Genomic DNA, 26,000 nt, shown 5'->3' on the forward strand with positions numbered 1-26,000 from the left:
ACGCCCGGTTACATTTCGAACCCGGAAGCTAAGCCTCACAGCGCCGATGGTACTGCAGGGGGGACCCTGTGGGAGAGTAGGACACCGCCGAACAAATTTTAGGGAAACCCCCGCATCGAAAGATGCGGGGGTTTTCTGCGTTCCAGGTCCTTTAAGGTCGAGGCATGCGCTATGACCTCGTCATCTTCGACAACGACGGTGTCCTCGTGGACAGTGAACCGATCTCGAACCGGCTGCTGGCCGCCTATCTGACCGAGTTGGGGCACCCGACCTCGTACGAGGAGTCCATACGGGACTACATGGGATCGGCGATGCACCGGATCCACGATCTCGTCCTGGAGCGGACCGGGAGGCGGCTGCCGGACGACTTCGACGACGTCTTTCATGCGCGCGTCTTCGCCGCGTTCGAGCGGGAGTTGAAACCCGTGGCCGACGTCGGCGGCGTGCTGGAGAAGCTGGCCGCGGACGGGGTGCCGTACTGCGTGGCCTCCTCCGGGAGCCATGAACGGATCAGGGTGGGACATCGGACGACCGGGCTCGACCGGTGGTTCACGCAAGAGCGGATCTTCAGTTCGCAGGACGTGGGACGGGGGAAGCCGGCGCCCGATCTCTTTCTGCATGCGGCCGAGCGGATGGGGGTGACCCCCGGGAAGTGCCTGGTGGTGGAGGACTCACCGCTGGGCGTGCAGGCCGCCGGGGCGGCCGGTATGGACGTGTACGGGTTCACCGCGATGACACCGGCGGCGAAGCTCGCCCGGGCGAGCCAACTCTTCTCCACCATGGGCGAGTTGGCGGACCTGCTGGTATGACCCGAGCCATCGGCCCCTGCCTGACATTTGTCATGCGGACCTCCGGACGATCGTTTCTACCGGCGGACCCCCGGTGGCGGCGAAGCTGAGGGCATGACGAAGAACACGGGGGCCCAGGGCCGGAGCAAGCCGCAGAAGCAGAACCCGGGCGTGCTGGACAACTTCAAGCCGCTGCTCGTCGACGTGGCGGTGCCGCTCGGCTCGTACTACCTCTTCAAGGACGGCTTCGGGATGAGTACTTTCGCGGCGCTCGCCTGGAGCAGCGTGGTGCCGGCGGTGCGGACTGTGTGGGGTCTGGTCAGGGAGCGCAGGACCAACGCGCTGGCGGGACTCATCCTCGTCGTGAACGTCGTCTCGCTGCTGCTGAGCTTCGTCTCGGGCGACCCCCGGCTGATGCTGGCCAAGGACAGCGGGATCAGCAGCACGGTCGCCATCGGCATCCTGGTCTCCGTCCGGCTCGGGAAGCCGATGATGACCGCTGGTATGAAGCCCTTCCTCATCAAGGGCGACGCGGCGAAGGAGGCCGCCTGGCAGCGGCTGGCGTCCGGGGCGGCGGCCGGATCCACGGCCTTCCGGCGGAAGGAGAACGCGTTCTCCGTGGTCTGGGGGCTGGCGCTGCTCGCCGAGTGCGTCGCCCGGGTCGTGGGCGCGTACACCATCCCGGTGGACACCATGGTGTGGCTCGGCACGGTCATCATGATCGGTGCGATCGCGATCGCCGTGGTGTTCGGCGGTGGCCTGGCCATCGAGCCGATGGAGAAGATGCTGGCGGCCGAGGTGGACGCCGAGGCCGGCCGGGCCGAGAAGCTCGCGGTGGCGGTCGCCGCCTGAAACCCGGCCCGTGTGGGCAGATAAAGCTGAACGAGATTCATCTTTGGCTGGATCTACCCACAGGTAGCCCGGGGCCCTACGCTCGCCGCCATGACTGATGTGCTGCGGCGCGGTAGGGCCTCGTTGGCGTTCAGCTTCTTCGCCCAGGGCGTCACGTTCGCCCTCCTGGTCACCCGCATCCCGGCCATCCAGGACCGGTACGGCGTCTCGGACGCGTTGCTGCCGGTCTTCCTGGCCGCCGTACCGGTCCTCGCCGGTGCCGGCAGCGTGACCACCGAGCAGCTGGTGAAGCGGATCCGGCCCAGCCGGCTGCTGCGCTGGTCCCAGCCGCTGGTGCTGCTGGCGCTGCTCGGGGCCGGAGCAGGCGGGCACGGGCAGGTGGCGGCGCTGGCGGTGGCGCTGGGGACGTTCGGGCTGGCCGTGGGGGCGCTGGACGCCTCCATGAACATGCTCGGGGTCAGCCTGCAGCGGTCGTACGGGCGCAGCATCATGCTCGGTTTCCACGCGGCCTACAGCCTGGGTGGGATCGTGGGCGCGTCGCTGGCCTGGGCCGGGGCGCACTGGCATCTCGCGCTGTGGGTGTCGTACCTGCCGGTGGTGGCCCTCCTGCTGCCGGCGACGCTGGTGGGGAGCAGGTGGTATGTCGACGGGGAGCCCCTTCCGGCGCAGGAGGGGCGGGGCGCGGGCCAGGGTGTCGTCTTCAAGTCGCTGCTGCCGCTGTGTCTCGTCATGACGTTCGCGTACATCGGGGACTCGACCGTCTCCAACTGGAGCGCCAAGTATCTGAAGGACGTGCTGGGCAGCTCCGAGCAGCTGGCGACCCTGCCGTACAACGTGTACATGGTGACCACGCTGGTGGGGCGGGCCATCGGGGATCTCGGGGTACGGCGGTTCGGGGCGGCGGTGATCGTACGGCTGGGTGCGCTGGTGGCGGCCGGCGGGTTCGCGGTGGTGGCGGTGGCGCCGGACGCGTGGGTCGGGATGCTCGGGTTCACGCTGCTGGGGCTGGGCCTGTGTGTGCTGGTGCCGCAGACCTTCGCGGCGGCCGGACGGCTCGCGTTCGAGCATCACGGGCCGGGCGCGTCGGATGCGGCGATCGCGCGGCTGAACGTCTTCAACTACGTCGGCTTCCTCATCGGTTCACCGTTGGTGGGGGCGCTCGGGGATGGGTGGAGCTACCGGGGTGCCATGCTTGTGCCGATGGTGTTGGTGCTGGTGACGTTGGTGTACGCCAGGTCGTTCGCCGCTCAACCGGACCGATACGGTGGCGGGCATGAGCGGCCGCGCACAGCTGATGTGGGACGAGGCAGTAACGGGCTATGACTTCGGCCCGGACCATCCGATGGATCCGGTCCGGCTGGAGCTGACCCGGAAACTGGTGGGCGCCTTCGGGCTCGATGGGGAGATGCGGGTCGTCGCGGCGAAACCGGCCGGGGAGTCGACGCTGCGGCTGGTCCACCGGGAGGACTACATCGACGCCGTGAAGGCCGCGTCCGCCGATCCGGCGGCGGCCCGGGGGGCGTACGGGCTCGGTACGGTCGACGATCCGGCGTTCGCCGGGATGCACGAGGTGTCCGCGCTGATCGCCGGGCAGTCGGTGGGCGCCGCGGAGGCGGTGTGGCGGGGGGACGCCGATCATGCCGTGAATTTCGCGGGCGGGCTGCATCACGCGATGCCGGGGGGTGCGTCGGGGTTCTGCATCTACAACGACGCGGCGCTGGCGATCGCCCGACTGCTGGAGCTGGGGGCCGAGCGGGTCGCGTATGTGGACGTCGACGTGCATCACGGGGACGGGGTGCAGGCGGCGTTCTGGGAGGATCCGCGGGTTCTGACGATCTCCCTGCATGAGCACCCTCGTACGTTGTTCCCGCAGACCGGGTGGCCGCAGGAGACCGGGGCGGGGGCGGGTGAGGGAGCGGCGGTGAACGTGGCTCTGCCGGCGGGGACCGGGGACGCGGGGTGGTTGCGGGCGTTCCACTCGGTGGTACCGGAGCTGCTGGCCGAGTTCCGGCCGCAGGTGGTCGTCTCGCAGCATGGGGCCGACACGCACTTCGAGGATCCGTTGGCGCATCTCGCCGTTTCGCTGGACGCGCAGCGGGCGGTGCAGCTGGCGTGTCATGAGCTGGCGCACGAGTACGCCGGGGGCAAGTGGGTCGCGCTGGGTGGGGGCGGGTACGCGGTGGTCGACGTCGTGCCGCGGTCGTGGACGCATCTGGTGGGGATCGCGGCGGGACGGCCTGTCGCTCCGGAGACGGTGATTCCCGAGGAGTGGCGACAGGCGGTGTTCGCGCGGACCCGGCAGTTGGGGCCGCAGCGGATGACTGATGGGCGGTGGCCGGTGACGTGGGCGTCCTGGGAGTCGGGGTACGACCCCGCCGATCGCCTGGATCAGGCCGTACTGGCCACGCGGCGGGCGGTGTTTCCGTTGCGGGGACTGCTGCCCTGAACCAGCCAGGGGGCTCCGCCCCCCGGTCCTCGGGGAGCCACCGGCCGTCCTCTCATCCATTGGGCCAACCGTGCGGAATTCCCCGGTTTCCGCTTCTCCTCCACCGTCGATGGGCCACCATCGCACCCGTGTCGACCGCCGCCGAGCTTCGTGTGCATCTGCTGGCCGTTCGGCTGGCCGGGGTCGTGGGGACCTCGCGGGAGGACAGCCTGCGGAGTTACCGGCTCTTCGCGGCGCGGGATCCACGCCTGCTGATCGGAATCGATCCTGAATTACCTTGGAACCAGCGGGATTTACTCGCCCTGATGGCGGAGAAGTGCGGGGTTTCGGCCGATCCTCGGCACACTTCCGGTCCGGATGTGATCGACCCGGAGCGGACACTGGCCGCGCTGGATGCCTTCGCGGAGCGGATTCGCGAGGCCGCCCGGTGGAGCGCGCCCGTGCTGTTCGGCACCGGGCATCCGCAGCGCCTGCTCGGGTTCTACGCCGGCCTGGCGGACGCCCTCTCGGCGGCGGGGTGTGAGGTGCTCACCCCGGCGCAGGGTCGCTGTGTCGACATATTGACCCGGTTCGGTCTACGTACGTACCACCTCGACTACGTACGAGGGGTTGCCCTGGTGCGGGAACCGGGGACCGGGCGCCCCGGTTGTGAGCCGGGCGTCCACAGTCATTCGCCGCTCCCGGTTCGGGTCGCGCTGGAGGCCGCGGCGGAGCGCGGGGGGCCGTTGCCGGAGCTGGTCGTCGGGGATCACGGCTGGGTCTGCGGTGCTGGTCAGCTGGGGTTCGAGGCCATCGGGCTGGCCGACACCGATGATCCCGCGCTGTTCGTGGGGGAGGCGGAGGGGCGCGTATCCGTCGTCGTTCCGGTTGACGACGCCCTGCGATCCGACTACTACCGCCCGCTCACCCGCTACGTACTCAAACGAGCATGTCTGTCACAGTAGGGCAGTGATGGGTGCACCTCTTCCCCACTCGCATCACCCGCCCCTACATTGGGGAGTGAGCACGCAACGACGAAGAGTCACCGGAAGGGGAAGCCGGTGGCCGTCGAGTGCGGAAGGTTCAGGTGTGTCATGGCTGCAGCTGGCGAGAGGCCTCTGAACGAGGTTCAGTTCCTGACCGTGGCGGAGGTCGCCACGGTGATGCGAGTGTCGAAGATGACCGTGTACCGGCTGGTGCACAGCGGTCATCTGCCCGCGATCCGGGTGGGGCGATCCTTCCGCGTCCCGGAGCAAGCGGTCCACGAGTACCTCCGCGACAGCTATGTGGGGGTGGAAACGGCCTGACGGCGCCGTCGGGCGATCCCGGAGCACCCCTCGATTACGACCTCGGCGCTCGGTTGGGTAGGCTAGCCCCTCGTAGGTCGTGTGGGCCCATGGCGCCCAAACAACCGAGTGATGAGAAGTGAGCGAGGGTAGTCGTGGGCTCTGTTATCAAGAAGCGGCGCAAGCGGATGGCCAAGAAGAAGCACCGCAAGCTGCTCAAGCGCACGCGCGTTCAGCGTCGCAACAAGAAGTAAGCGGCGCCGCCAAGGCGTGTACCTGTGGCCCCCCACCAGCAGTGGTGGGGGGCCACAGGCATGTCCGCGGACGGATTTCCGGGTACCCGGCATATTCCGATGGGGGACATTCAGTCACCTCGCGCATCGGCGGTCGTCACAGCGCCACATCCACCCGCTAAGTTGGCCGCACACGGGGAACGCGGGATACCGGTAACGCGGGAAGGAAGGCGCTGATCTTGGCGAAGGTCGTGCTCGTCACCGGAGTGGCCCGGCAGCTGGGCGGCCGGTTCGTACGGCGGATCCAGCGGGACCCGGAGGTCGACCGTGTCATCGCGGTGGACGCGGTGCCGCCCGCGCACCATCTGGGCGGGGCCGACTTCATCCAGGCCGACATCCGGCAGCCGACCATCGCCCGGGTGCTCGCCGAGACGGGTGCCGACACGGTCGTCCACATGGACGTGACCGGCACGGCCCTGGGCGGCGGCAGCCGGGCCACGGTCAAGGAGACCAACGTCATCGGCACCATGCAGCTGCTCGGCGCCTGCCAGAAGTCGCCGACCGTGCAGCGGCTGGTGGTGAAGTCCAGCACCAACGTGTACGGGTCGGCGCCGCGCGATCCCGCCGTGTTCACGGAGACGACTGTGCCGAAGTCGCTGCCCAGTGGCGGCTTCGCGAAGGACGCCTGCGAGGTCGAGGGGTATGTGCGCGGGTTCGCCCGGCGGCGGCCGGACGTCGCCGTGTGCGTGCTGCGGTTCGCCAACATCCTCGGGCCGGCCGCGGACACCCCGCTCTCCTCGTACTTCGCGCTGCCGGTGCTGCCGACCGTGTTCGGCTACGACCCGCGGCTGCAGTTCGTGCACGAGGACGACGTGATCGAGGTGCTGCGGATCGCCTCGCACGGGCCGCGCCGCGGCACCCTCAACAGCGGCACGTTCAATATCGCCGGGGACGGTGTCCTGCTGCTCTCGCAGTGCTCCCGGCGACTGGGCCGCCCCACCGTGCCGCTGCTGCTGCCCGCGGTCACCTGGGCCGGCTCCCTGGTCCGTACGCTGGGCATGACGGACTTCTCACCCGAGCAGATCCGGCTGCTCACCCACGGGCGGGTGGTGAACACCGTCCAGATGCGCGAGACGCTGGGCTTCACGCCCAGGTACACGACGGCGGAGACGTTCGCGGACTTCGCGCGCGGCCAGGGCCCCGGGCTGCTGCCGCCGGAGGCCCTCGCGGGCGCCGTCGACCGGATCGCCGCGCTGGCCGCCCAGGGCGGCGGCCGGCCCACGACGCACAGCGCCAACTGAGGAGCGCAGCAACGATGGCGGACGCCAAGGTCATTCCGTTCGACGACGACCGGTCCCGTGGGAACGCCGCGCAGCGCCCGGCGCGGCGCCGGAGTACGGGCAGCCGACGCAAGGGCGGCGAGAGCGCGACGGTGCGCGGGGTCGGGGAGAACGCGCAGATCGGCGAGGTCCAGCCCCTGCCGGGCCGGGCGCAGGATGATGGGTCTGTGAGCCGCGAGGAGGAGCCGCTGGAGCAGGCGGAGGCCGGCGGACGTGAGGGCGGCCTGGAGCGGCGTGTGGCGGCCGGGCTGGCCTTCCTGCGACGCCGGCTGACCGGGGAGTACGAGGTCGACGACTTCGGCTACGACGAGGAGCTGACCGACCAGGTCCTGATGTCGCTGCTGCGTCCGGTGTACGAGAAGTACTTCCGGGTCGAGGTGAAGGGCATCGAGAACATCCCGGCCGAGGGCGGGGCGCTGATCGTCGCGAACCACTCCGGGACGCTGCCGCTGGACGGGCTGATGGTGCAGGTCGCGGTGCACGACCACCACCCGGCCGGCCGGCATCTGCGGCTGCTCGCGGCCGACCTGGTCTTCGTGCTGCCGGTGGTCAACGAGCTGGCCCGCAAGCTGGGGCACACCCTGGCCTGTGCGGAGGACGCCGAGCGGCTGCTGGAGCAGGGCGAGTTGGTCGGGGTGATGCCGGAGGGCTTCAAGGGCATCGGGAAACCTTTCAGCGAGCGCTACAAGCTCCAGCGGTTCGGCCGCGGCGGCTTCGTCTCCACCGCCCTGCGTCAGGGCGCGCCGATCATCCCCTGCTCGATCGTCGGGGCCGAGGAGATCTATCCGATGATCGGCAACGCGAAGACGCTCGCGCGGCTGCTGGGCTTCCCGTACTTCCCGTTGACGCCGACCTTCCCGTGGCTGGGCCCGCTGGGCGCGGTCCCGCTGCCGACGAAGTGGACGATCCAGTTCGGTGAGCCGATCCCGACGGACGGCTATCCGCCGGAGGCGGCCGAGGACCCGATGCTGATGTTCAACCTGACCGACCAGGTCCGCGAACAGATCCAGCACACGCTGTACAAGTTGCTGGTGCAGCGGAGGTCGGTCTTCTTCTGAGCGGTGCGCGGGTACGACGATGGGGGCGCCCCGCTCGGGAGGGGCGCCCCCATCGTCGTTGCCCTACGGCGTCAGTCGGCGTCCTCCCCGTCGATGCCCAGGCCGGGCAGCAGGTCGGGGAGAAGCGGTGGGATGGTGACGTCCGGCTGGCCGGACGGCGACTTGCCGGCGGACGGGGAGCCGTTGCCGTCGGAACCGGTCTTCGGCGGCTCGAGCATGCCGCCCGTGTCGCCCCCGAGCAGGCCGTCGTCGCTGTCCCCGGTGGCCGAGCCGCTGGGGCTGCCGGAGCCGGCGTGCCTGCCGGAGGACGGGGTGTCACCGGAGCCGGGCGTGGTCGACCGGTGGGTGCCGGAGGAGCCGGTGGACGCCGAGCCGGAGCCCCCCTGCCGCTTGCCGTCGCCGGGCTGGGCCGAAGGCTGCGGAAGCAGGGACTGCAGCGGGGCGACCTCTTCGTCTATGGCGTCGAACACCGACGACACCTGCTCTTTGACGTCCCCGAGCTGGACGGGCAGCTTGTCGCTGAGCGCGCTCCACATCTCGCGGTGGGACCGGGAGAAGGTGGAGAGTGCCTGGATGGGACCCAGGGAGTCGGGGTCCGCCGCGTAGGCCGCGTGCAGCAGGCGGTGGCCCTCGGTGACATCGTTCCGCATGCCGGACAGGGTGCGGCGGATCTCGCCGATGGACTCGTGGTCGAGATGGCCGCCGCGGCCGCGTTCCAGCAGCCGCCGGGCCTCGCTGAGCCGGGTGGAGGCCTGGTCCAGGTAGGTCTGGCCGCGCTGGTCGTCGCCGTCGGTCAGGTAGTTGAGCCTGAAGTCCTCGATGCCGCGCTTGAGGCCGTACAGCGAGTCCCCGGGCAGGGCGTCGCCGCTTGCGGCGGCGACCCCGCCGAAGGCTCCTGCGGCCACGCCGACGCTGAGCCCGCCCGCGGCGAGCCCCTTGGTCAGTCTGGAACGCGGGCGGAGTTTGCCCAGCGGACTCGCCCGGTGCGCGCCCTTGGCCCGGTGGGAACGCTGTTCCGGCACCGACACGTCCGTCGCCCCTGTGCCCTCCTGGAGCATGGCCTCCATCGCGGCCACCAGCTGAGCGCGCTGGACGACCTTGACCTCGGGGTCGAGCCGCGGCTTGGGCAGTGCGCCGAGACCGGCCGTCAGGGCCAGCAGCGCGCCCTGTCCGGTCCGTTCCAGGGAGGCCGGCGGTGACTCCGCCGCTCCTGCTGACTGCTCGGCCGCCGTGTCCTGGTCGGACTGCTCCTCCAGGGCCTGGGCGAAGGCGTTCGCCCGCCGGTGCGCCGATACGTTCGCGATCACTGGCGGCACCTCCTCTCGTCATGACGGTCGACTCCCCAGGGGGTCCTGAGGGTTGCACGCCCCGACCAATTCCACCCGATCGAGCGATCAGGGTCGGCCAGGACGTGACCACAGGGAGCCTGTATCCCGCACAACGAGTAGCGCGGCACTTGGGTTACGGACGCCGGATGATCGACTCGAAAAGGCAACAGGTGTGCACGCGGCGTGAGTTGGACTTCACCCTTAGTGGCGCGCCGGGGCGCTGGTTCAGCGGGCGTCGTCCGGCAGGAGTCGGGCGAGGGTGCGTACGGCACGGTACTGGAGGGTCTTGATGGCGCCCTCGTTCTTGCCCATGACCCGGGCGGTCTCGGCGACGGAGAGGCCCTGGAGGAAGCGGAGCGTCACACACTCCTGCTGCTGCGGGTTGAGGCGGCGTACGGCGTCCAGGAGGGCGGCGTTCGACAGGGACTCCAGGACGGAGTCCTCCGGGGAGCGCTCGACCTCGTTGGCGTCCAGCATCTCGCCGGTGGTGACCTCGAGACGGAAGCGGCTGGACTTGAAGTGGTCGGCAACGAGATTGCGGGCGATCGTCACCAGCCACGCCCCGAAGTCCCGTCCCTGCCAGGTGAACGTGCCGATCCGCCTCAGGGCCCGCAGAAAGGTCTCGCTCGTGAGGTCCTCGGCGGTCGCCCGGCCGCCGACGCGGTAGTAGATGTACCGGTACACGGTGTCGCTGTACTGGTCGTAGAGGCGCCCGAAGGCCTCGGCCTCCCCGTCCTGGGCGCGTTCGACGAGGTCCATCATCCGGGCGCTGTCGCTGTCCGCGGCGGGGCGGCGGGCGGTGGGGGCGCCGGCGGAGCGCCCACGTCTGCCGACCGCGGCACCTCCGTCGGCCAGTGCGTAGCACGGGCCTACGGGCGCGGCGGTGGCGAAGGCGGGGACGGCGTGCGCGGTGGGGACGAAGCCGCGCAGCGTCTCCTTGACCGTTGCGACCGTTTCGCGCAGCGCAGCCAGGCCAGAGGCGTCAACCCCGACGTGTGGGTACACGGGACTCCCAGAGGCAGAGCTTCCATCACGTGCAGTGCGGGACCATTCACCCGTCGTAGCGACGGAGGGGTACCGGTTTGCGTCTGAGGAGAATAACGCTTCGTACAGGCACTGCTACACCGAGTTGCTCAAATCACCGATTGCGTCGTTTCGGTAACCGATTGACGCCCCATCAAGTGCTGCAGAGTGATCACTTGGTGACCGAAAAGGGTCCGGTTTTGGCGAGGTACGGGGTGTCTTGAAGTGGCCGCGGCAAAATTCCGGGCGCGCGGGCCATGAGCTGGGGGCCGGGTTACCGCGGTGTCAGCGGCGCCGTCGGCTCAAGGCGATCGCCGCCGCGGTGCCACCGGCGACCGCGCCCACCCCTGCCGCTGCCGGAATGCCGACCTTCGCCGCCTTCCTGCCCGTGCGGTAGTCCCGTAGGCGCCAGTCCTTGTCCCGCGCGTGCCTGCGGAGCTTGGCGTCGGGATTGATGGCGTACGGGTGGCCGACGAGCGACAGCATCGGGATGTCGTTGTGGCTGTCGCTGTAGGCCGCGCAGCGGGAGAGGTCCAGCCCCTCCGCCGCGGCCAGGGCGCGGACCGCCTCCGCTTTGGCGGGGCCGTGCAGCGGTTCGCCCACCAGCTTGCCGGTGTAGACGCCGTCGACCGATTCCGCGACCGTGCCGAGCGCGCCGGTCAGGCCGAGGCGACGGGCGATGACCTGGGCGATCTCGACCGGAGCGGCCGTGACGAGCCACACCTTCTGGCCCGCGTCCAGGTGGGCCTGGGCCAGGGCGCGCGTGCCGGGCCAGATGCGGTCGGCCATGTACTCGTCGTAGATCTCCTCGCCGATCGTCTCCAGCTCGGCGACGCGGTGGCCCTTGACGATGGACAGGGCCGAGTCGCGGGCGTCCTGCATGTGCTCCGGGTCCTCGACGCCGGCCAGCCGGAACCACGCCTGCTGCCAGGCGAACCGGGCCAGGTCGCGCGTCTCGAAGAACTTCCGCTTGTACAGGCCCCGGCCGAAGTGGAACAGCGCGGCACCCTGCATGACGGTGTTGTCGAGATCGAAGAAGGCGGCCGCCTTGGCGTCGCCGATCACCGGGAACTGCGGTTCCTCCGCGGCGGCCTGCGGGGTCTCCGGCGCTTCCTGCGAGGACTTGCGGGCAGCCTCCGCCGAGGCCTCGCCTGCCAGCACGCTCCGCGCCGTGGCGGAGCGCTTTCGGGGAGTGAGCCATCCTAGAGCGGCCATGTCGTGAGCATAGCCAGTTTGTTCGGTGCTTCCGGAGCCGAGAGGCCGCAAGGGTGTGAACTCTCCGCGGCCGTGCCGCCGAAGGGGGCCGGCCACCCACGCGAGGCGGGGTGGCGGTCGCGGGACAATGACCGGTATGAGTCCCCTCTTCCGACGTAGGTCCGAGCCCCGTGAGCGGCTGGTCACCCTCATCCGCAAGCCCGGATGTCATCTGTGCGACGACGCCGAGCTGGTGCTCGGCAAGGTCTGTGGCGAACTCGGCGTGTCCTGGGAGCGGAAGGACATCACCGAGGACCGGGCCCTGTACGACCAGTACTGGGAGCAGATCCCGGTCGTACTGATCGACGGTGAACAGCACACCTTCTGGCGCGTGAACGAGGAGCGACTGCGCCGGGCACTGACCGAGTAGTCCAAACTGGCCCGGAAAGTCGCTTAGGATCGACGGCGGATTGGTCTCGGGGGCGGGAATCGTGAGGAGAGTGTGCGGTCTTGCCCCCAGTAATGAAGGAACGGCGGTGCGTAGGCGCCGGTTCCCGCCGTGGGCGCCGCGGGTGCGTGACCCCGGTCACTTCTGCCGGGCAAATCGGACACCATCTTTGTGCACGCGTTCACAAAGACATAGCCTGCTGTCGACGGGGCGGTCTGGGGACGTATGACCGCCTACAGCCCCGCTCTACCCGCAGGAGCACCGTGGCAACTGGCCGAACACACCGACCGGCGACCCGCAGCCGAGGGATTCCCGAGGCCACCGTCGCCCGGCTTCCGCTGTACCTCCGAGCCCTGACCGCACTGTCGGAGCGCTCGGTCCCCACGGTCTCCTCCGAGGAGCTGGCCGCGGCGGCGGGGGTCAACTCCGCCAAGCTGCGCAAGGACTTCTCGTACCTGGGCTCCTACGGAACGCGCGGTGTCGGCTACGACGTGGAGTATCTCGTCTACCAGATCTCCCGCGAACTCGGCCTGACCCAGGACTGGCCGGTTGTGATCGTCGGTATCGGCAACCTCGGCGCCGCCTTGGCCAACTACGGCGGCTTCGCCTCCCGTGGCTTCCGGGTGGCCGCGCTGATCGACGCCGACCCCGCCATGGCCGGAAAGCCCGTCGCCGGTATCCCGGTGCAGCACACGGACGAGCTGGAAAAGATCATCAAGGACAACGGGGTGTCCATCGGCGTCATCGCCACCCCCGCCGGTGCCGCCCAGCAGGTCTGCGACCGGCTCGTGGCCGCCGGGGTCACCTCCATCCTGAACTTCGCACCGACCGTGCTGTCCGTCCCGGACGGCGTCGACGTGCGCAAGGTCGACCTCTCCATCGAGCTGCAGATCCTCGCCTTCCACGAGCAGCGCAAGGCCGGCGAGGAGACCGCGTCCGGCGACGGCGCCCGGCCCGCGGCCGCTCCCCGTGGCACGGCCGCCGACGCTTCCGCCGACCAGGGGCCCGACGGGGACGTACCCGCCGTGATGCCGGCATGAGTCTCCTCGTCGTGGGCCTCAGTCATCGCAGCGCCCCGGTCAGCGTGCTGGAGCGGGCCGCGCTGAGCGCGGACGCCCAGGCCAAGCTGCTGCAGGACACGGTCGCCGCCGAGCCCGCCACCGAGGCCGCGGTGCTCGCCACCTGCAACCGCATCGAGCTGTACGCCGACGTGGACAAGTTCCACGCCGGTGTCGCCGAGCTGTCCACGCTGCTCGCCCAGCACAGCGGGGTCGGCCTCGAGGAGCTGACCCCCTACCTCTACGTGCACTACGAGGACCGGGCCGTCCACCACCTGTTCTCGGTGGCCTGCGGGCTGGACTCGATGGTCGTCGGCGAGGGGCAGATCCTCGGGCAGATCAAGGACTCGCTGGCCGGGGCGCAGGAGCTGAACACCGCCGGCCGGCTGCTGAACGACCTGTTCCAGCAGGCCCTGCGGGTCGGCAAGCGCGCCCACTCCGAGACCGGTATCGACCGCGCCGGGCAGTCCCTGGTCACCTTCGGCCTCGAGCAGCTGGCCGCGGGCGGCGACGTGCGGGAATGGGCGGCGGGGCGCAGGGCGCTGGTCATCGGCGCCGGATCGATGTCGTCGCTGGCCGCCGCCACGCTCGCGCGGGCCGGAGTCGCCGAGGTCGTCGTCGCCAACCGGACCTTCGAGCGGGCCGAACGGCTCGCGCAGATCCTGACCGAGGGCGACGACACCGCCGTGACCGCCCGCGCGGTGACGATGGACGCGGTGCCCGGCGAGCTGACACGTGCCGACGTCGTCGTCTCCTGTACCGGGGCGACGAGCCTGGTGCTCACGGCCGAGGCGGTCGCGCAGGCCGTCGAGGGCAGCACCGGGCAGCCCGTCGCCGACAGCGGCCCCACGGCCGTGAAGACCGGGACGCCGACGGCGTCCCCCAGTGCCGGCACCGAGGAGAACTGCCCGCTGGACCTGGCCGCCGTGCAGGGCGCGACCGGCTTCTCCGTGCTCGGCGAGGCCGCCGTGGCCGGCATGGACGCGGCCGCGCTGGAGCAGCACGCGGCCTGGGTGGACAACGGGACCATCGACCGGCGCGAACGCCGTACGCCCGAGGCGGACGCCGAGCTGATCACCGCGCTCGCCGCGACCGCCGCCACGGTGGGCCGCATCCCCGAGCGGCGCAGGCCCGAGCCGGTCGCCGTGATCCCGCGTCCGGCGCCCTCCCTGTTCCTGCTCGACCTGGCCATGCCCCGCGACATAGACGCGGCCGTGCACCGGCTGGCCGGGGTGCGTCTGGTGGACATCGAGTCGCTGGCGGAAGCCTCCGCCGACGCTCCGATGGCGGCCGACGTCGACCAGGTCCGGCGTATCGTCTCCGATGAGGTCGCGGCCTTCGGCGCGGCACAGCGGGCGGCGCACATCACGCCGACCGTGGTCGCGCTGCGCACCATGGCCGCCGACGTCGTCGCCAGTGAGATCGCGCGGCTCGACGGCCGCCTGCCCGACCTCGACGAGCGGCAGCGCGGCGAGATCCTGCAGACCGTGCACCGGGTCGTCGACAAGCTGCTGCACGCGCCGACCGTACGGGTCAAGCAGCTCGCGGCCGAGCCCGGCGGCGCCGGGTACGCGGACGCGCTGCGCACCCTGTTCGACCTCGACCCCGAGACGGTCGCCGCCGTCTCCCGGGCCGGGGACAGCACAGACAAGAAGGACCGACCGGCATGACTGAGAAGGCTTTGAGACTGGGGACCAGGCGCAGCAAGCTCGCCATGGCCCAGTCCGGGCAGGTCGCGGACATCGTCCGCCAGGTGACCGGGCGGCCCGTCGAGCTGGTCGAGATCACCACGTACGGCGATGTCTCCCGCGAGGCCCTCGCGCAGATCGGCGGCACCGGCGTGTTCGTCACGGCGCTGCGCGACGCGCTGCTCAGGGGCGAGGTCGACTTCGCGGTTCATTCGCTCAAGGACCTGCCGACCACGCAGCCCGAGGAACTGGTCCTGGCCGCCATACCGGTGCGCGAGGACCCCCGCGACGTCATCGTCGCCCGGGACGCGCTGAAGTTCACGGACCTGGCCGCGTCGTCCCCGAAGCGGCCCGCCCGCATCGGCACCGGAGCGCCGCGCCGCATGGCGCAGCTGAACGCATACGCCCGCGCCCACGGCCTGGAGATCGAGACGGTCCCGATCCGCGGCAACGTCGACACGCGGATCGGATACGTCCGCGACGGCGAACTGGACGCGGTCGTCCTCGCCGCCGCCGGACTGAACCGGATCGGCCGGATCGACGAGGTGACCGACTTCCTGTCGGTCGACACGGTTTTGCCCGCCCCCGGCCAGGGGGCCCTGGCGATCGAGTGCAGGGCGGGGAACACCGCCCAAGACGCCGCACTCATCGCGGCACTCGGCGAACTCGACGACCCGTTCACACGGGCCGCCGTCACCGCCGAACGGTCATTGCTCGCCGCCCTGGAGGCCGGCTGCAGCGCCCCTGTGGGCGCGCTGGCCGACCTTCCCCCACTCTCGGCTCCGCTCGAGCGGGGGGACCCCCAGGCCGACGGGCAGATTTTCAAGGAAATGCGCCTGCGCGGCGTCGTCGGCACGACCGACGGCACCCGCATGGTGCAGCTGTCCACCACCGGTCCCGTGCCCCAGACGCACGACCAGGCGATGGCACTCGGTCGCGAACTCGCCACCGAGATGCTCACCCAGGGCGCGGCCGGTCTGATGGGGGAGCGAGCACAGTGAGCCCCACCACCCTTCCCGCCGGTCCGGAACACGGGCACGTCACCTTCCTCGGTGCCGGACCCGGGGATCCGGGACTGCTGACTCTGCGCGCCGTGGATGCGCTGTCGAACGCGGACGTCCTGGTCGCCGAGCACGAGGTGCTCGACGTGATCCGGACGCACGCCCGACAGGGCGTTTCCGTCGTGCGGACGGACGCCGATCCCTCCTCGCTCTCGCCGCCGGGCACAGGCACGCCGCAGCTCACGGTCGTTGACGGCACGTCAGCAACCGCCGCTGCCCCGGCCCCTGCTCGGGATGCCGTCCATCTTGTCATGGAGGCCGCGCGGGGCGGCAGGCGGGTCGTCCGTGCGGTGCCCGGGGACCCGGGACTTGATACGTACGCGGCCGAGGAAATGCTCGCCTGCGCCGCCGCCGGTGTGCCCTTCGAGGTCGTACCGGGTGTGGCGGCCGTGGTCGGGGTGCCGGCGTACGCCGGTGTGCCGCTGCGGGACGCGCAGGGCGCGGACGTCCGGTTCGTGGACGCCCGTACCGCCTCCGAGCGCTGCTGGACGGAGGTGGGCGCCTCGGACGGCACGGTCGTCGTCTCGACGACCCTGGACTCCGTGGCGGCCGCGGCCGGTGAACTGGTCTCGGCGGGCCGCAAGCCCGACACGCCTCTGACGGTCACCGTCGCCGGTACGACGACCCGTCAGCGCACCTGGGCGGCGACGCTCGGGACGATCGCGCAGACGCTGAAGCAGGCGAAGGTGCTGCCGTCCCCGGACGGCGGACGGCCGGTGATAGCCGTGGTCGGTGAGCGTTCCGCCGCCGCCCAGCGCGACCAGCTGTCGTGGTTCGAGTCCAAGCCGCTGTTCGGCTGGAAGGTGCTCGTGCCGCGTACGAAGGAGCAGGCGGCGTCGCTCTCCGACCAGCTGCGGTCCTACGGTGCCGTGCCGCACGAGGTCCCGACGATCGCCGTCGAGCCGCCGCGCACGCCCCAGCAGATGGAACGCGCCGTCAAGGGCCTGGTGACCGGCCGCTACGAGTGGATCGCCTTCACGTCGGTCAACGCGGTCAAGGCGGTGCGCGAGAAGTTCGAGGAGTACGGCCTCGACGCCCGCGCCTTCGCGGGCATCAAGGTGGCCGCGGTGGGCGAGCAGACGGCCAAGGCGCTGATCGCCTTCGGCGTGAAGCCGGACCTGGTGCCGAGCGGTGAGCAGTCGGCCGCCGGTCTGCTGGAGGACTGGCCGCCGTACGACCCGGTGTTCGACCCGATCGACCGTGTCTTCCTGCCACGGGCCGACATCGCCACCGAGACGCTGGTCGCCGGGCTCATCGAGCTGGGCTGGGAGGTCGACGACGTCACGGCCTACCGGACCGTGCGCGCCTCGCCGCCGCCGGCGGAGACGCGGGAGGCGATCAAGGGCGGCGGCTTCGACGCCGTGCTCTTCACCTCGTCGTCCACGGTGCGGAACCTGGTGGGTATCGCCGGTAAGCCGCACAACGTGACGGTGATCGCCTGCATCGGCCCGGCCACGGCGAAGACGGCCGAGGAGCATGGGCTGCGGGTCGACGTCATGGCCCCGGAGCCGTCCGTGCACAAGCTGGCCGAGGCGTTGGCCGACTTCGGCCTGAAGCGACGCGCGGCCGCCCTGGCGGCCGGCGATCCGGTGACCCGGCCGAGCGAGCGGCGGCCGGGGGCGCGGAGGCGGCGTACGACGACGTGAGTTTCGGCTGACACCGTCTTCAGGGGTGCCCGGGCTTTGCCGGGCACCCCTGAGGCGTCAGTGCCGTCCGTGCCCGGAGGCGTACGGCAGGAAGGTCGCCCAGGTGGTGGGGGCGAGGGCGAGGCGGGGGCCGTTCGGGTTCTTGGAGTCGCGGACGGCCAGGAGCTTCCTAGTCGTACGGCAGCTCTCGGCGCGCGACCTCGCGAAAGGTGTGCGGGGGGCGGCCCGTGAGGTGGAGGACGGTGTCGGTGACGCGGTCCTCGGCTCCGTCGGCGATGGCCCGGTCCATGGCCGCCAGCATGGTGGCGAACTCGGCCGGGATGTCCGTCGCCCGGATCAGGTGGTCCCGCAACTGCTCGGCCGTCAGCGCGTGGTGGACGACCGGCCGGCCGGTGACCTCGGCGCAGATGCCCGCCGGCGGACTTCACGGCACGGGTTCTCGGCACCTCCCCGTCCGACACGGCGTCGGCAAGGGCGCAGGTGGGTCGGGCGTAGCGTAGAAGGCATGACGAAGTACGGATCCTTCCCCGGGACGCGTCCCCGACGGCTGCGGACCTCGCCCGTCATGCGGCGGATGGTCGCCGAGACCCGGCTGCACCCCGCCGACCTCATCCTCCCGGCGTTCATCCGGGAGGGCGTGAGCGAGCCGGTGCCCATCGCCGCCATGCCCGGTGTCGTGCAGCACACCCGGGACAGCCTGAAGAAGGCCGCGCTGGAGGCCGTGGAGGCCGGGATCTCCGGGATCATGCTGTTCGGTGTGCCGGAGGAGTCCAAGAAGGACGCCCAGGGCACGGTCGGTACCGAATCCGACGGGATCCTGCAGGTCGCGCTGCGCGATGTGCGGGCCGAGGTCGGTGACGACCTGCTCGTCATGTCCGACCTCTGCCTGGACGAGTTCACCGACCACGGGCACTGCGGGGTGCTGGACGCCGAGGGGCGGGTCGACAACGACGCCACCCTGGAGCGGTACGCCGAGATGGCGCAGGTGCAGGCCGACGCGGGCGCCCATGTCGTGGGCCCCAGCGGGATGATGGACGGGCAGATCGGCGTCGTCCGCGACGCGCTCGACCAGATCGGCCGGGAGGACGTCGCGATCCTCGCCTACACCGCCAAGTACTCCTCCGCCTTCTACGGCCCCTTCCGCGAGGCCGTCGGGTCGTCGTTGCAGGGCGACCGAAAGACCTACCAGCAGGACCCCGCCAACTGGCGGGAGTCGCTGCGGGAGCTGGAGCTGGACCTGGCCGAGGGCGCCGACATGGTGATGGTCAAGCCGGCCGGACCGTACCTGGACATCCTGGCCCGGGTCGCCGACAGCGTGGACGTACCCGTCGCCGCCTACCAGATCTCCGGCGAGTACTCGATGATCGAGGCCGCCGCCGAGAAGGGCTGGGTCGACCGCGACCGGGCCATCTTCGAGACGCTGACCGGCATCAAGCGGGCCGGGGCGCGGAACATCCTCACGTACTGGGCGACCGAGGTGGCGCAGAAGCTGCGCTGAGCGCCGCCCGGTGTCACCAGCTGAGCGCGTCGTCGGCGTTCTGCTGCCAGTAGGTGACCGTCAGCGAGCTGTCGTAGTAGACCCCCTTGGCCGGCAGGGTCGGGGTCGCGGCGGGGCCGCCGCTGCTGTTCGGCGTGCGGCCCTGGAAGCCGACCGTCAGCTTGTGGGCGGTCCTGCTGCCGCTGCCGCTGCCGTCGGCGGCCGACAGCAGGACGCCCGCGTAGCCGGACTCGCCGGGCGCGAGACTCGTCACGGCCTGGGGGTGGGTCGCCTCGGCCGCCTGCGGTACCCACTGCATCTCGTCGAAGCGCAGGACCGGGTAGTACGTCAGCTCGCAGGTCTTGCCGCCGGTGTTCTTGACCGTGATCAGCATGTGGTTGAGGGGCCTGGGCACCGGCTGCACGGTGACCGAGGTGTTGGAGCCGTTGCACAGGACGGTCTTTCGGCCGCGGTCCTGGGTGGAGCCGGGCGTCTCGGCGGGGCCGCTTCCGCCGGAGCCCGTGGCGGAGCGGGAGCCCGAGTTGGAGCCCGTGCCCGAGTTCGAGCCGGTGCTCTTGCCCGACGCCGAGCCGCTTCCCGTTCCTGTCGTGCCCGGGGCGTTGTCGGAGGCGGGCTGCACGGTGGAGGTGGAGGACGGGGCCGTCGTCGAGGAGGACGCGGGCGAAGCCCCCTCGTCCTTCGTCCCCGTTCCGCCGCATGCCGTGAGCGTGAGGGCGGTGAGGGCCACGCCGGTGGCGGAGAGCAGGGAGATACGGCGCGTACGCATGTCGGATCCTCTTTCGAGTAGGTGGGATCGCCGGGCCGTTCGACCGGTCGTCGGGAGCGGCCTGCCGGGCTGTTCACAGCGTGTGGGACGATCCGTTCCGTCTGCCACATCCGGCGGACGATCAGGGACAGTGGAACGCCGATCCCGGCTCTGAGCTGGGGAGACGTACCGCCCCTGGAATGGGGGAATGGAACGGAAGGGCGGGGGAAACGGTGGCGGAAGGTACTCCGGGTGCCCTTTTCGCGGCGCTGCTGCGGGAGCTGAAGGACCGTTCGGGGCTCAGTTACGGCGCGCTCGCCAAGCGGCTCCACACGAGTACGTCGACGCTGCACCGCTACGTCAACGGGGACGCCGTACCGGCGGACTACGCGCCGGTGGAGCGGCTGGCCCGCATCTGCAAGGCCACTCCCGAGGAACTCGTCGAGCTGCACCGGCGCTGGGTGCTGGCGGACGCGATGCGGGGGCGCAAGGGGGACGTTCAGGTCCCAGCGGTCCCGTTACCGGACGACAGCCCTCCAGCGGCGGAAGCGGTCGGTGCGTCAGCGGACGACGACTCAGCGGACATCGAGTCAGCGGACGTCCAGTCAGCTGACGGTCCAGCGGTGTCCGTTCCCGTGGTGGACGCGAAGCCGGAGGCCGCGGTCGCCCCGGCCCGGGCGGGTGGTCCGGGGGCGCGACGCCGTGCCCGAGCCGCCCTGGTCGCCGGCGTCGCCGTCGCCGCCGTCCTCGGGGCCGTCGCGCTGGCCGTGCAGCTTCCCCCGGGCGGCTCGGCCGACGAGAAGGACAGGCCTGCCGGAGCGGCCGAGGCGCCGGGCCGGACCCCCGGTCGTCCGCACGTCTCGGTGACGCCGAGTCACAGCCCCTCGTCCCCGGCATCCCCGTCCGCGTCCGCGTCCGCCTCCGGGTCCGCGCCCGCGCCGGCCGAGGGCGGCCCGAAGAAGCCGGGCGGCGAGGGCGGCGCCTCGCCGGACGGCGCCGCCGGCCCCGCTCCGCTGACCGTCGCCGCCAGCGGGTACGACTGGGACTACCCCTGCTCCGCGCGTTACCTCATCGACCGCCCCCCGACACGGGTCGCCCCGCCGCCGAGCGAGTCCGACGCGGCCGCCTGGGTGGCCGCGCACGGCGCCGTCCCCTCCGGGAAGCAGGAGGTGGCGCTCACGGTGCAGGGGACCGGGAAGGCGACCGTGGTGGTGAAGAGCCTGGCGGTCGTGACGGCCACCAAGCGCGCACCGCTCGCCTGGAACGACTACGTCATGGCCTACCCGGGCGTCGGCTGCGGCGGTGGCGTGCCGACCCGCTCCTTCACCGTCGCCCTCGACGCGGCCCGCCCGGCCGTCGTACCCGAGGCGGGGCACCGCGACTTCCCGTTCAAGGTGAGCGAGTCGGACCCGGAGGTGTTCCACATCAGGGCGGACGCCTCCGCGTACGACGTCCGCTGGTACCTGGAACTGGCCTGGTCCAGTGGCTCACGCCAGGGCGTGCTGCGGGTCGACGACCACGGCAGGCCGTTCCGCACGAGCGGCAACAACGGCCGCCCGGCCTACGAGTTCCCGCTGGGCGGCTCGGGGTGGGTCAAGGAGGGCACGACGGAGCCCTGAGCGGCGGCGCGGTGCTGTCCGGATCCCGGAAATATCGGTGTAGCCAACATGCAATTCCTTACGCTGCGGGCGAGACGACGACCGTCCCAGAGGAGAGCCGTGCCATGACCGTCACCGAGCCCGCGCCGTCCGCGTCGCCCGCCGCCCCCGTCCCGCCGCTCGCCGCCCGCGCCCGCAGCGTGGGCGGTTCGCCCGTGCGGGACATCCTCGCGGTGACCGCACGCCCCGAGGTCATCAACTTCGCGGGCGGCCTCCCGGCACCGGAACTCTTCGACCGGGACGGCATAGCGGCCGCGTTCCAGGAGGTGCTGGCGCGGACGCCGGACCAGGCGCTCCAGTACTCCACCACCGAGGGCGAGCCGGCGCTCCGGGCGGGGCTGGCGTCCCGGGTCACCGCCGAGGGCCTGCCCACCGGCCCCGACGACCTGCTGATCACGACCGGTTCACAGCAGGCGCTGTCCCTCCTGGCGACCGCTCTGCTCGAGCCCGGCGACACCGTCCTGGTCGAAAGCCCCTGCTATCTCGCGGCACTTCAGGTCTTCGGCCTGGCCGGAGCACGGGTGGTGGCCGTGCCGGGCGACGAGCACGGAGTGGACCCGGAGGCATTGGAGGAGGCGGTCCACCGCGAGCGCCCGAAGCTGCTCTACCTCGTGCCCACCTTCCAGAACCCCACCGGCCGTACGATGCCCGCGGCGCGCCGCGAGGCGATCGCCGCCGTGGCCGCCCGCCAGGGACTGTGGATCATCGAGGACGACCCGTACGGCGAACTCCGCTACGACGGCGAGCGCGTCCCCTGGATCGCGTCCTTCCCCGGAGCCGAGGACAGGACGGCCCTCCTCGGCTCCTTCTCCAAGGTGATGGCGCCCGGCCTGCGTCTGGGCTGGCTGCGTGCGCCCGCCGGACTGCGCCGGGCGTGCGCGGTCGCCAAGCAGGCGGCGGACCTGCACACCCCGACCGTCAACCAGCTTGCGGCAGCCCGGTACCTGGACGTGCTGGACGCGCATGTCGAGCGGGTGCGGGCGGTGTACGGCGAACGCCGGGACGCGATGCTCGCCGGGCTGGCCGAGGCGCTGCCCGAGGGCACGTCGTGGACCCGTCCCGAGGGCGGCATGTTCCTGTGGGCCACGCTGCCGGAGACGTACGACACCACGGCCCTGCTCCCGAGGGTGGTGGAGCAGAACGTGGCGTACGTCCCCGGCGCCCCCTTCTACGCCGGTGAGCCCGATCGCTCGACGCTCCGCCTGTGCTTCGTGACGCAGACACCGGAGGAGATCCGTGAAGGGCTGCGGAGGCTGCGCAGGGGACTGAGCTGACGGGGGGCGGTCAGTCCCACCAGAAGTGCCAGACCCGCTCGCCGACGAGTTCCTTGGCGTAGTCGCCCAGGCTGCCCGGGCCGTCCTGGGCGATGTTGTCCGGGCAGAACGCGAAGTGCTCCGCCGCCAGCGCCTCGGCGTCGGCGAGGTCGGCGGGCGGGGCGGCCACGGACACCACCAGCGTGTCGAAGCCGAGCGAGACGACCCGTATGCCGAAGCGGTCCTCCCAGGAGCGCAGGACCGCGCAGAGGCGGGCCACGTCGTTCTCGTGGTTGAGCGGGCCGGACCAGCCGAGGGCGGCGGGGATGTCGGCAGAGCGCCGGGCCGGCACCAGGGCCAGGCGCGGCCCGCCCGCCGACCGGGTGGGGGAGCCGTCGGCGAGCGAGTCGGCCAGCCGGGCGGCACAGGTGTCGGGGTCGACGACGAGGGAGCCGGCGGGCGCGAGGCCGGGCCAGTCGGCGCCGAACGGCGCCAACAGCTCGGCCAGTTCGCCGTCGAGCCCGGTCGCCTCCCCCTCCTCCTCCCCCTCAGGGGCCTCGTCCTCCCAGTACTCCGCGAGCACCTCCTCGGCGTCGTGGTCACCGGGGTACGAGGTGCGCCCGGGCCGCAGCCGCCAGTCCTCGGGGCCACCCTGGGTGCCGCCCACGTCGACGAGCACCGGCAGCAGGCCCGCCCGGCGGGCCGGTACGCCCAGGGCCGCCCAGTGCCCGGGTGCGGCCGGACCGCCGGCATGCCACAGCAGTGGCTCCGGCCACGGACCGTCGATCGTCGCGTCGATCAGCCGCCCGGGCGGGAGTTGAAGCCCGGCGGAACGCCCGCTCGGGTCAGCCACCAGCGCCGGCAGCACATTGGGAAGAGTCGCCATGACGCGACTCTAGGGGCACCCACTGACACCGAACGAACCTGCCGATCACCGCGGGAGAGGGGGTGGGGGATCAGACGAGGGTCGTGATGCAGAAGGGGTGGCCCGCGGGGTCCAGGAGGACCCGCCAGCGGTCCGGGGCCGGTTGGAACTCGGGCTTCTTGGCGCCCAGGGCCAGCAGCCGGGCCTCCGCGGCCTCCAGGTCGTCGACGCCCAGCTCGATGTGGGCCTGCTTCTCCCGGGCGGGGTCCGGCCAGGTGGGCGGGCGGTAGTCGGCCAGCCGGTTGAAGCCGAGGCCGGCCGTGCCCTCCTGGCCGAGCAGGACGAAGTCGTCGGTGGAGAAGAGAACCGGGAAGCCGAGCAACTCGCCGTAGAAGCGGGCCAGTTCGGCGGGATCGGCGCAGTCGAAGGTGACGGCGGCGTAGCGGAACGCGGGTGCGGAAGTGGTCTCTGTGCTCATGAGGACGACGCTAGGACACGACCAGGACAGTTCCGGTCCTGGTCATGGCAGACTTCGACCTGTGATCAGCGCGTCCGCCCGCCTGCTGCGGCTGCTGTCCCTGCTGTCCTCCCGGCCGTCCTGGACCTGCGCGGAACTGGCCGAGCGCATGGAGGTCACCGACCGCACGGTCCGGCGGGACATCGCCAGGCTCCGGGAACTCGGCTACCGCGTCGACTCCGACCCGGGGCCCTGGGGTGGTTACCGCCTCCGTGCCGGCTCCCGGGTGCCCCCGCTGATCCTCGATGACGAGGAGGCCCTCGCCGTGGCGGTCGGGCTGCGCGAGGCGGCGCTGAGCGGCGCGCTCGGCGGCGACCAGGCCGCCCTGTCCGCGCTCCTGAAGCTGCGCCAGGTGCTGCCCCGGCGGATCGCGGACCAGCTGGGGGAGTGGGACGACGCCTTCGTACGCCTCCCTGGGCCCGAGGAGCCGCAGATCCGGTCCGGCCTGCTGCTGGAACTGGCCGCCGCCTGCCGGCGCGGAGAGCGGGCCCGTCTGTCGTACTGCGACGGACAGGGCAGAGTCACGGTCCGGGACGTCGATCCGTACCGTCTCGTCCACACCGGACGGCGCTGGTACTTCGTCGCGCGTGACGTGGCCCGGGGGCAGTGGCGGACGTTCCGTGCGGACCGGGTCGAGCGGCTCCGGCCGACCGGGCACCCGGTGGAGATCACCGACCCGCCCGATCCGGCGCTGCTGGTCTCCCGCAACATCGCGAACGGCCCCTACCCGCTGTACGCCACCATCCGCCTGCCGCTGCCGATGGACCGGTCGCTACGGCTGGTCCCGGCGACCGTCGGCACGCACCGCCCCGACGGCCCGGACGCCACGCTCGTCGACATCGGCGGCCCCGACGCGGACGGGCTCGCCCGGTACCTCCTCGGCCTGGCGACCCCGTTGCGGGTCCTCGCGCCGGAGTCGGTACGGCAGGCCCTGCTGCGCCGTGTCCGGGCTGTCCACGAGCACAACGCGGACGGCGCGACGCCCCCGGAGTGAGGGGCCCCCGCGGTCGGCTGACGGGGTACGGCCCCGCCGGACGTGGAGCTGTCCGGCGAGGCCGTGTTCGCGCGCTTCGGTTCAGCCCTGGCGGCGGGGCGTCCTCGAACCGAATCGCCGGTACAGCATCGTCCCGCCGAGGAGCGACGCCACACTCGCGGCCATGGCCGTCACGGTGCTGTCCGTGCCGGTGTGGGCGAGTGTGCCCTGGGTCGGCTGCCGCACGACGGCAGGCGCCGGCTTCGGCGTCGTGCGCCGCGGGGGCTGGGTGTGCGGCTGCGGCCGGGCCGGCGGCACGGTGCGGTCCGGCGGAGTGACCCGTGTGGGCGGTGTCGGCTGGGGCGCGTCAGGAACGTCCGTCGAGGCGTTCGTGGACGTGTTGTCGAAGGCGGGGTTGCCGATGCCCACGACGTCGGCGGAGTTGCCGCTGACGTTCACCGGCACATCCACCGGCAACTGGATGCCGTTCCCCGAGACGACGCCCGGCGAGTCCTGCGTGCGGGCCTCGGCCGTGGCCTGACCCGGCGCCGTGGACTGGTCGTTCCCCGACCCGCCGCCGCCCTTGTTGGCGCAGCTGTTTCCCGTGGCAGGGTTGAGAAGCCCTGCCACGTTCATGGTGTTCCCGCACACGTTCACCGGGATGTGCACCGGTACTTGCACCGTGTTACCGGAGATCACGCCGGGTGAGCCGACCGCGGCACCGTCCGCTGCGGAGTCGGCGTGCACCGGACCTGCCACAGCCATCGCGCCCGAAGCGGCGGCGATGGCAAGCACACTGTTTCGGGTAACCCGTCTCATAGGTCCCTGCCTCTCAGACATGGCGGGCACTCACCCGCACCCGGTGAAACGCGGGAATGGCCGTCCGAGTTATGGCTTATCAACCCTTCGCCCGGTACCGCGGAGAACTTCGCTGCTCAGCGGGCCCCCCGGTGCTGCCGGACCGTGGTCCTCGGCGGCCGCAGGGCGCCCCCACCGGTGCGATGTTCATCAGAGTGCGGTGAGCATCGGGCTGCCTCCCGGTCCGTGGAGAGGGGTCTCCACA

At 71.5% G+C, this 26,000-nt stretch carries 25 protein-coding genes, 1 rRNA gene and 2 pseudogenes; 19 read left to right on the top strand and 9 right to left on the bottom strand.

The genetic code is table 11. The features are described from left to right. The 10 genes from rrf to AC07C1_RS11175 form a co-directional block, all read left to right on the top strand. Positions 1-93 (top strand): 5S ribosomal RNA (gene rrf, locus AC07C1_RS11130); the annotation flags it as partial. Between the two features lie 71 nt (positions 94-164). Next, the gene (locus tag AC07C1_RS11135) at positions 165-809 is read left to right on the top strand and encodes an HAD family hydrolase (protein WP_478938429.1); all 645 of its coding nucleotides are present in this window, start codon (positions 165-167) and stop codon (positions 807-809) included. A 93-nt stretch (positions 810-902) separates the two neighbouring features. After that, positions 903-1,640, top strand: a complete 738-nt coding sequence (locus tag AC07C1_RS11140) for a VC0807 family protein (RefSeq protein ID WP_478938430.1) — start codon at positions 903-905, stop codon at positions 1,638-1,640. A 90-nt stretch (positions 1,641-1,730) separates the two neighbouring features. After that, a complete protein-coding gene (locus tag AC07C1_RS11145; protein WP_478938431.1) occupies positions 1,731-2,963 on the top strand; it encodes an MFS transporter in 1,233 nt (410 codons plus the stop codon). Continuing rightward, entirely contained in the window at positions 2,914-4,086 is a 1,173-nt protein-coding gene (locus tag AC07C1_RS11150) for an acetoin utilization protein AcuC (protein WP_478938432.1), read from the top strand. The genes AC07C1_RS11145 and AC07C1_RS11150 overlap by 50 nt, the downstream gene beginning before the upstream one ends. A 128-nt stretch (positions 4,087-4,214) precedes the next feature. Next, positions 4,215-5,030, top strand: a complete 816-nt coding sequence (locus AC07C1_RS11155) for a phosphatase (protein WP_478938433.1) — start codon at positions 4,215-4,217, stop codon at positions 5,028-5,030. 129 nt (positions 5,031-5,159) lie between these two features. After that, positions 5,160-5,372 (top strand): helix-turn-helix domain-containing protein, encoded by a 213-nt coding sequence (locus AC07C1_RS11160; RefSeq protein WP_046417307.1) that lies wholly within the window; start codon positions 5,160-5,162, stop codon positions 5,370-5,372. A gap of 134 nt (positions 5,373-5,506) precedes the next feature. Further along, the gene (locus AC07C1_RS11165) at positions 5,507-5,605 is read left to right on the top strand and encodes a 30S ribosomal protein bS22 (protein WP_003948845.1); all 99 of its coding nucleotides are present in this window, start codon (positions 5,507-5,509) and stop codon (positions 5,603-5,605) included. A 218-nt stretch (positions 5,606-5,823) separates the two neighbouring features. Then, positions 5,824-6,885, top strand: coding sequence for an NAD-dependent epimerase/dehydratase family protein (locus AC07C1_RS11170; RefSeq protein ID WP_478938434.1), 1,062 nt, complete (start codon positions 5,824-5,826; stop codon positions 6,883-6,885). Between the two features lie 14 nt (positions 6,886-6,899). Next, positions 6,900-7,982, top strand: coding sequence for a lysophospholipid acyltransferase family protein (locus tag AC07C1_RS11175; RefSeq protein WP_478938435.1), 1,083 nt, complete (start codon positions 6,900-6,902; stop codon positions 7,980-7,982). A 71-nt stretch (positions 7,983-8,053) separates the two neighbouring features. On the opposite strand, the gene AC07C1_RS11180 is transcribed toward AC07C1_RS11175, so the two are convergent. The 3 genes from AC07C1_RS11180 to AC07C1_RS11190 all read right to left on the bottom strand — a co-directional run bounded on the left by AC07C1_RS11180 (position 8,054) and on the right by AC07C1_RS11190 (position 11,548). After that, a complete protein-coding gene (locus tag AC07C1_RS11180) occupies positions 8,054-9,289 on the bottom strand; it encodes a DUF5667 domain-containing protein (RefSeq protein ID WP_478938436.1) in 1,236 nt (411 codons plus the stop codon). Positions 9,290-9,535: 246 nt separating this feature from the next. Next, a complete protein-coding gene (locus AC07C1_RS11185) occupies positions 9,536-10,315 on the bottom strand; it encodes an ECF subfamily RNA polymerase sigma factor, BldN family (protein WP_478938437.1) in 780 nt (259 codons plus the stop codon). Between the two features lie 303 nt (positions 10,316-10,618). After that, complete coding sequence (locus AC07C1_RS11190; RefSeq protein WP_478938438.1) at positions 10,619-11,548, bottom strand: HAD family hydrolase; 930 nt, start codon at positions 11,546-11,548, stop codon at positions 10,619-10,621. Between the two features lie 136 nt (positions 11,549-11,684). On the opposite strand from AC07C1_RS11190, the gene AC07C1_RS11195 reads away from it, so the two are divergent. The 5 genes from AC07C1_RS11195 (at position 11,685) to AC07C1_RS11215 (ending at position 17,428) form a co-directional block, all read left to right on the top strand. Continuing rightward, positions 11,685-11,957 carry a glutaredoxin family protein gene (locus AC07C1_RS11195; RefSeq protein WP_478938439.1) on the top strand — a complete coding sequence of 91 codons (273 nt, stop codon included), beginning with the start codon at positions 11,685-11,687 and terminating at the stop codon, positions 11,955-11,957. 281 nt (positions 11,958-12,238) lie between these two features. Further along, the gene (locus tag AC07C1_RS11200; RefSeq protein ID WP_478938440.1) at positions 12,239-13,015 is read left to right on the top strand and encodes a redox-sensing transcriptional repressor Rex; all 777 of its coding nucleotides are present in this window, start codon (positions 12,239-12,241) and stop codon (positions 13,013-13,015) included. Beyond that, entirely contained in the window at positions 13,012-14,703 is a 1,692-nt protein-coding gene (locus tag AC07C1_RS11205; RefSeq protein WP_478938441.1) for a glutamyl-tRNA reductase, read from the top strand. Before AC07C1_RS11200 ends, AC07C1_RS11205 begins: the two co-directional genes overlap by 4 nt. After that, positions 14,700-15,722 (top strand): hydroxymethylbilane synthase, encoded by a 1,023-nt coding sequence (hemC, locus tag AC07C1_RS11210; RefSeq protein ID WP_478938442.1) that lies wholly within the window; start codon positions 14,700-14,702, stop codon positions 15,720-15,722. The genes AC07C1_RS11205 and hemC overlap by 4 nt, the downstream gene beginning before the upstream one ends. Continuing rightward, a complete protein-coding gene (locus AC07C1_RS11215; RefSeq protein WP_478938443.1) occupies positions 15,719-17,428 on the top strand; it encodes a bifunctional uroporphyrinogen-III C-methyltransferase/uroporphyrinogen-III synthase in 1,710 nt (569 codons plus the stop codon). Before hemC ends, AC07C1_RS11215 begins: the two co-directional genes overlap by 4 nt. Positions 17,429-17,485: 57 nt before the next feature. Here AC07C1_RS11215 and AC07C1_RS11220 read toward each other — a convergent pair. Together AC07C1_RS11220 and AC07C1_RS11225 are read right to left on the bottom strand one after the other, a co-directional pair. Continuing rightward, a pseudogene (locus tag AC07C1_RS11220) lies at positions 17,486-17,590 on the bottom strand (DUF397 domain-containing protein); the annotation flags it as partial. A gap of 7 nt (positions 17,591-17,597) precedes the next feature. Continuing rightward, positions 17,598-17,843, bottom strand: a pseudogene (locus tag AC07C1_RS11225) (ergot alkaloid biosynthesis protein); the annotation flags it as partial. A gap of 90 nt (positions 17,844-17,933) precedes the next feature. On the opposite strand from AC07C1_RS11225, the gene hemB reads away from it, so the two are divergent. Continuing rightward, positions 17,934-18,926, top strand: a complete 993-nt coding sequence (gene hemB, locus AC07C1_RS11230) for a porphobilinogen synthase (protein ID WP_478938444.1) — start codon at positions 17,934-17,936, stop codon at positions 18,924-18,926. A gap of 13 nt (positions 18,927-18,939) precedes the next feature. On the opposite strand, the gene AC07C1_RS11235 is transcribed toward hemB, so the two are convergent. After that, on the bottom strand, positions 18,940-19,692 hold the full coding sequence (locus AC07C1_RS11235) for a DUF4232 domain-containing protein (RefSeq protein WP_478938445.1): 753 nt from the start codon (positions 19,690-19,692) through the stop codon (positions 18,940-18,942). 212 nt (positions 19,693-19,904) lie between these two features. On the opposite strand from AC07C1_RS11235, the gene AC07C1_RS11240 reads away from it, so the two are divergent. Together AC07C1_RS11240 and AC07C1_RS11245 are read left to right on the top strand one after the other, a co-directional pair. Next, positions 19,905-21,290 carry a helix-turn-helix domain-containing protein gene (locus tag AC07C1_RS11240; RefSeq protein WP_478938446.1) on the top strand — a complete coding sequence of 462 codons (1,386 nt, stop codon included), beginning with the start codon at positions 19,905-19,907 and terminating at the stop codon, positions 21,288-21,290. Positions 21,291-21,394: 104 nt separating this feature from the next. Then, a complete protein-coding gene (locus tag AC07C1_RS11245; protein ID WP_478938447.1) occupies positions 21,395-22,603 on the top strand; it encodes an aminotransferase-like domain-containing protein in 1,209 nt (402 codons plus the stop codon). A 10-nt stretch (positions 22,604-22,613) separates the two neighbouring features. Here AC07C1_RS11245 and AC07C1_RS11250 read toward each other — a convergent pair whose 3' ends face one another. Continuing rightward, the gene (locus AC07C1_RS11250; RefSeq protein WP_478938448.1) at positions 22,614-23,468 is read right to left on the bottom strand and encodes a DUF4253 domain-containing protein; all 855 of its coding nucleotides are present in this window, start codon (positions 23,466-23,468) and stop codon (positions 22,614-22,616) included. 70 nt (positions 23,469-23,538) lie between these two features. After that, complete coding sequence (locus AC07C1_RS11255; RefSeq protein ID WP_478938449.1) at positions 23,539-23,925, bottom strand: VOC family protein; 387 nt, start codon at positions 23,923-23,925, stop codon at positions 23,539-23,541. Between the two features lie 61 nt (positions 23,926-23,986). On the opposite strand from AC07C1_RS11255, the gene AC07C1_RS11260 reads away from it, so the two are divergent. After that, entirely contained in the window at positions 23,987-24,958 is a 972-nt protein-coding gene (locus AC07C1_RS11260) for a helix-turn-helix transcriptional regulator (protein WP_478938450.1), read from the top strand. Positions 24,959-25,039: 81 nt separating this feature from the next. Here AC07C1_RS11260 and AC07C1_RS11265 read toward each other — a convergent pair whose 3' ends face one another. Continuing rightward, positions 25,040-25,732 carry a chaplin gene (locus tag AC07C1_RS11265; RefSeq protein WP_478938451.1) on the bottom strand — a complete coding sequence of 231 codons (693 nt, stop codon included), beginning with the start codon at positions 25,730-25,732 and terminating at the stop codon, positions 25,040-25,042. Positions 25,733-26,000: the final 268 nt, after the last annotated feature.

This window comes from Streptomyces sp. NPDC045022, assembly GCF_056432605.1.

What these genes read in the sequence shown, in the direction of transcription:
- AC07C1_RS11135 (WP_478938429.1), top strand. Translation starts at nt 165, where the DNA reads ATGCGCTATGACCTCGTCATCTTCGACAACGACGGTGTCCTCGTGGAC.
- AC07C1_RS11140 (WP_478938430.1), top strand. Translation starts at nt 903, where the DNA reads ATGACGAAGAACACGGGGGCCCAGGGCCGGAGCAAGCCGCAGAAGCAG.
- AC07C1_RS11145 (WP_478938431.1), top strand. Translation starts at nt 1,731, where the DNA reads ATGACTGATGTGCTGCGGCGCGGTAGGGCCTCGTTGGCGTTCAGCTTC.
- AC07C1_RS11150 (WP_478938432.1), top strand. Translation starts at nt 2,914, where the DNA reads ATGAGCGGCCGCGCACAGCTGATGTGGGACGAGGCAGTAACGGGCTAT.
- AC07C1_RS11160 (WP_046417307.1), top strand. Translation starts at nt 5,160, where the DNA reads ATGGCTGCAGCTGGCGAGAGGCCTCTGAACGAGGTTCAGTTCCTGACC.
- AC07C1_RS11175 (WP_478938435.1), top strand. Translation starts at nt 6,900, where the DNA reads ATGGCGGACGCCAAGGTCATTCCGTTCGACGACGACCGGTCCCGTGGG.
- AC07C1_RS11190 (WP_478938438.1), bottom strand. Translation starts at nt 11,548, where the DNA reads ATGGCCGCTCTAGGATGGCTCACTCCCCGAAAGCGCTCCGCCACGGCG.
- AC07C1_RS11195 (WP_478938439.1), top strand. Translation starts at nt 11,685, where the DNA reads ATGAGTCCCCTCTTCCGACGTAGGTCCGAGCCCCGTGAGCGGCTGGTC.
- AC07C1_RS11205 (WP_478938441.1), top strand. Translation starts at nt 13,012, where the DNA reads ATGAGTCTCCTCGTCGTGGGCCTCAGTCATCGCAGCGCCCCGGTCAGC.
- hemC (WP_478938442.1), top strand. Translation starts at nt 14,700, where the DNA reads ATGACTGAGAAGGCTTTGAGACTGGGGACCAGGCGCAGCAAGCTCGCC.
- hemB (WP_478938444.1), top strand. Translation starts at nt 17,934, where the DNA reads ATGACGAAGTACGGATCCTTCCCCGGGACGCGTCCCCGACGGCTGCGG.
- AC07C1_RS11235 (WP_478938445.1), bottom strand. Translation starts at nt 19,692, where the DNA reads ATGCGTACGCGCCGTATCTCCCTGCTCTCCGCCACCGGCGTGGCCCTC.
- AC07C1_RS11245 (WP_478938447.1), top strand. Translation starts at nt 21,395, where the DNA reads ATGACCGTCACCGAGCCCGCGCCGTCCGCGTCGCCCGCCGCCCCCGTC.
- AC07C1_RS11250 (WP_478938448.1), bottom strand. Translation starts at nt 23,468, where the DNA reads ATGGCGACTCTTCCCAATGTGCTGCCGGCGCTGGTGGCTGACCCGAGC.
- AC07C1_RS11255 (WP_478938449.1), bottom strand. Translation starts at nt 23,925, where the DNA reads ATGAGCACAGAGACCACTTCCGCACCCGCGTTCCGCTACGCCGCCGTC.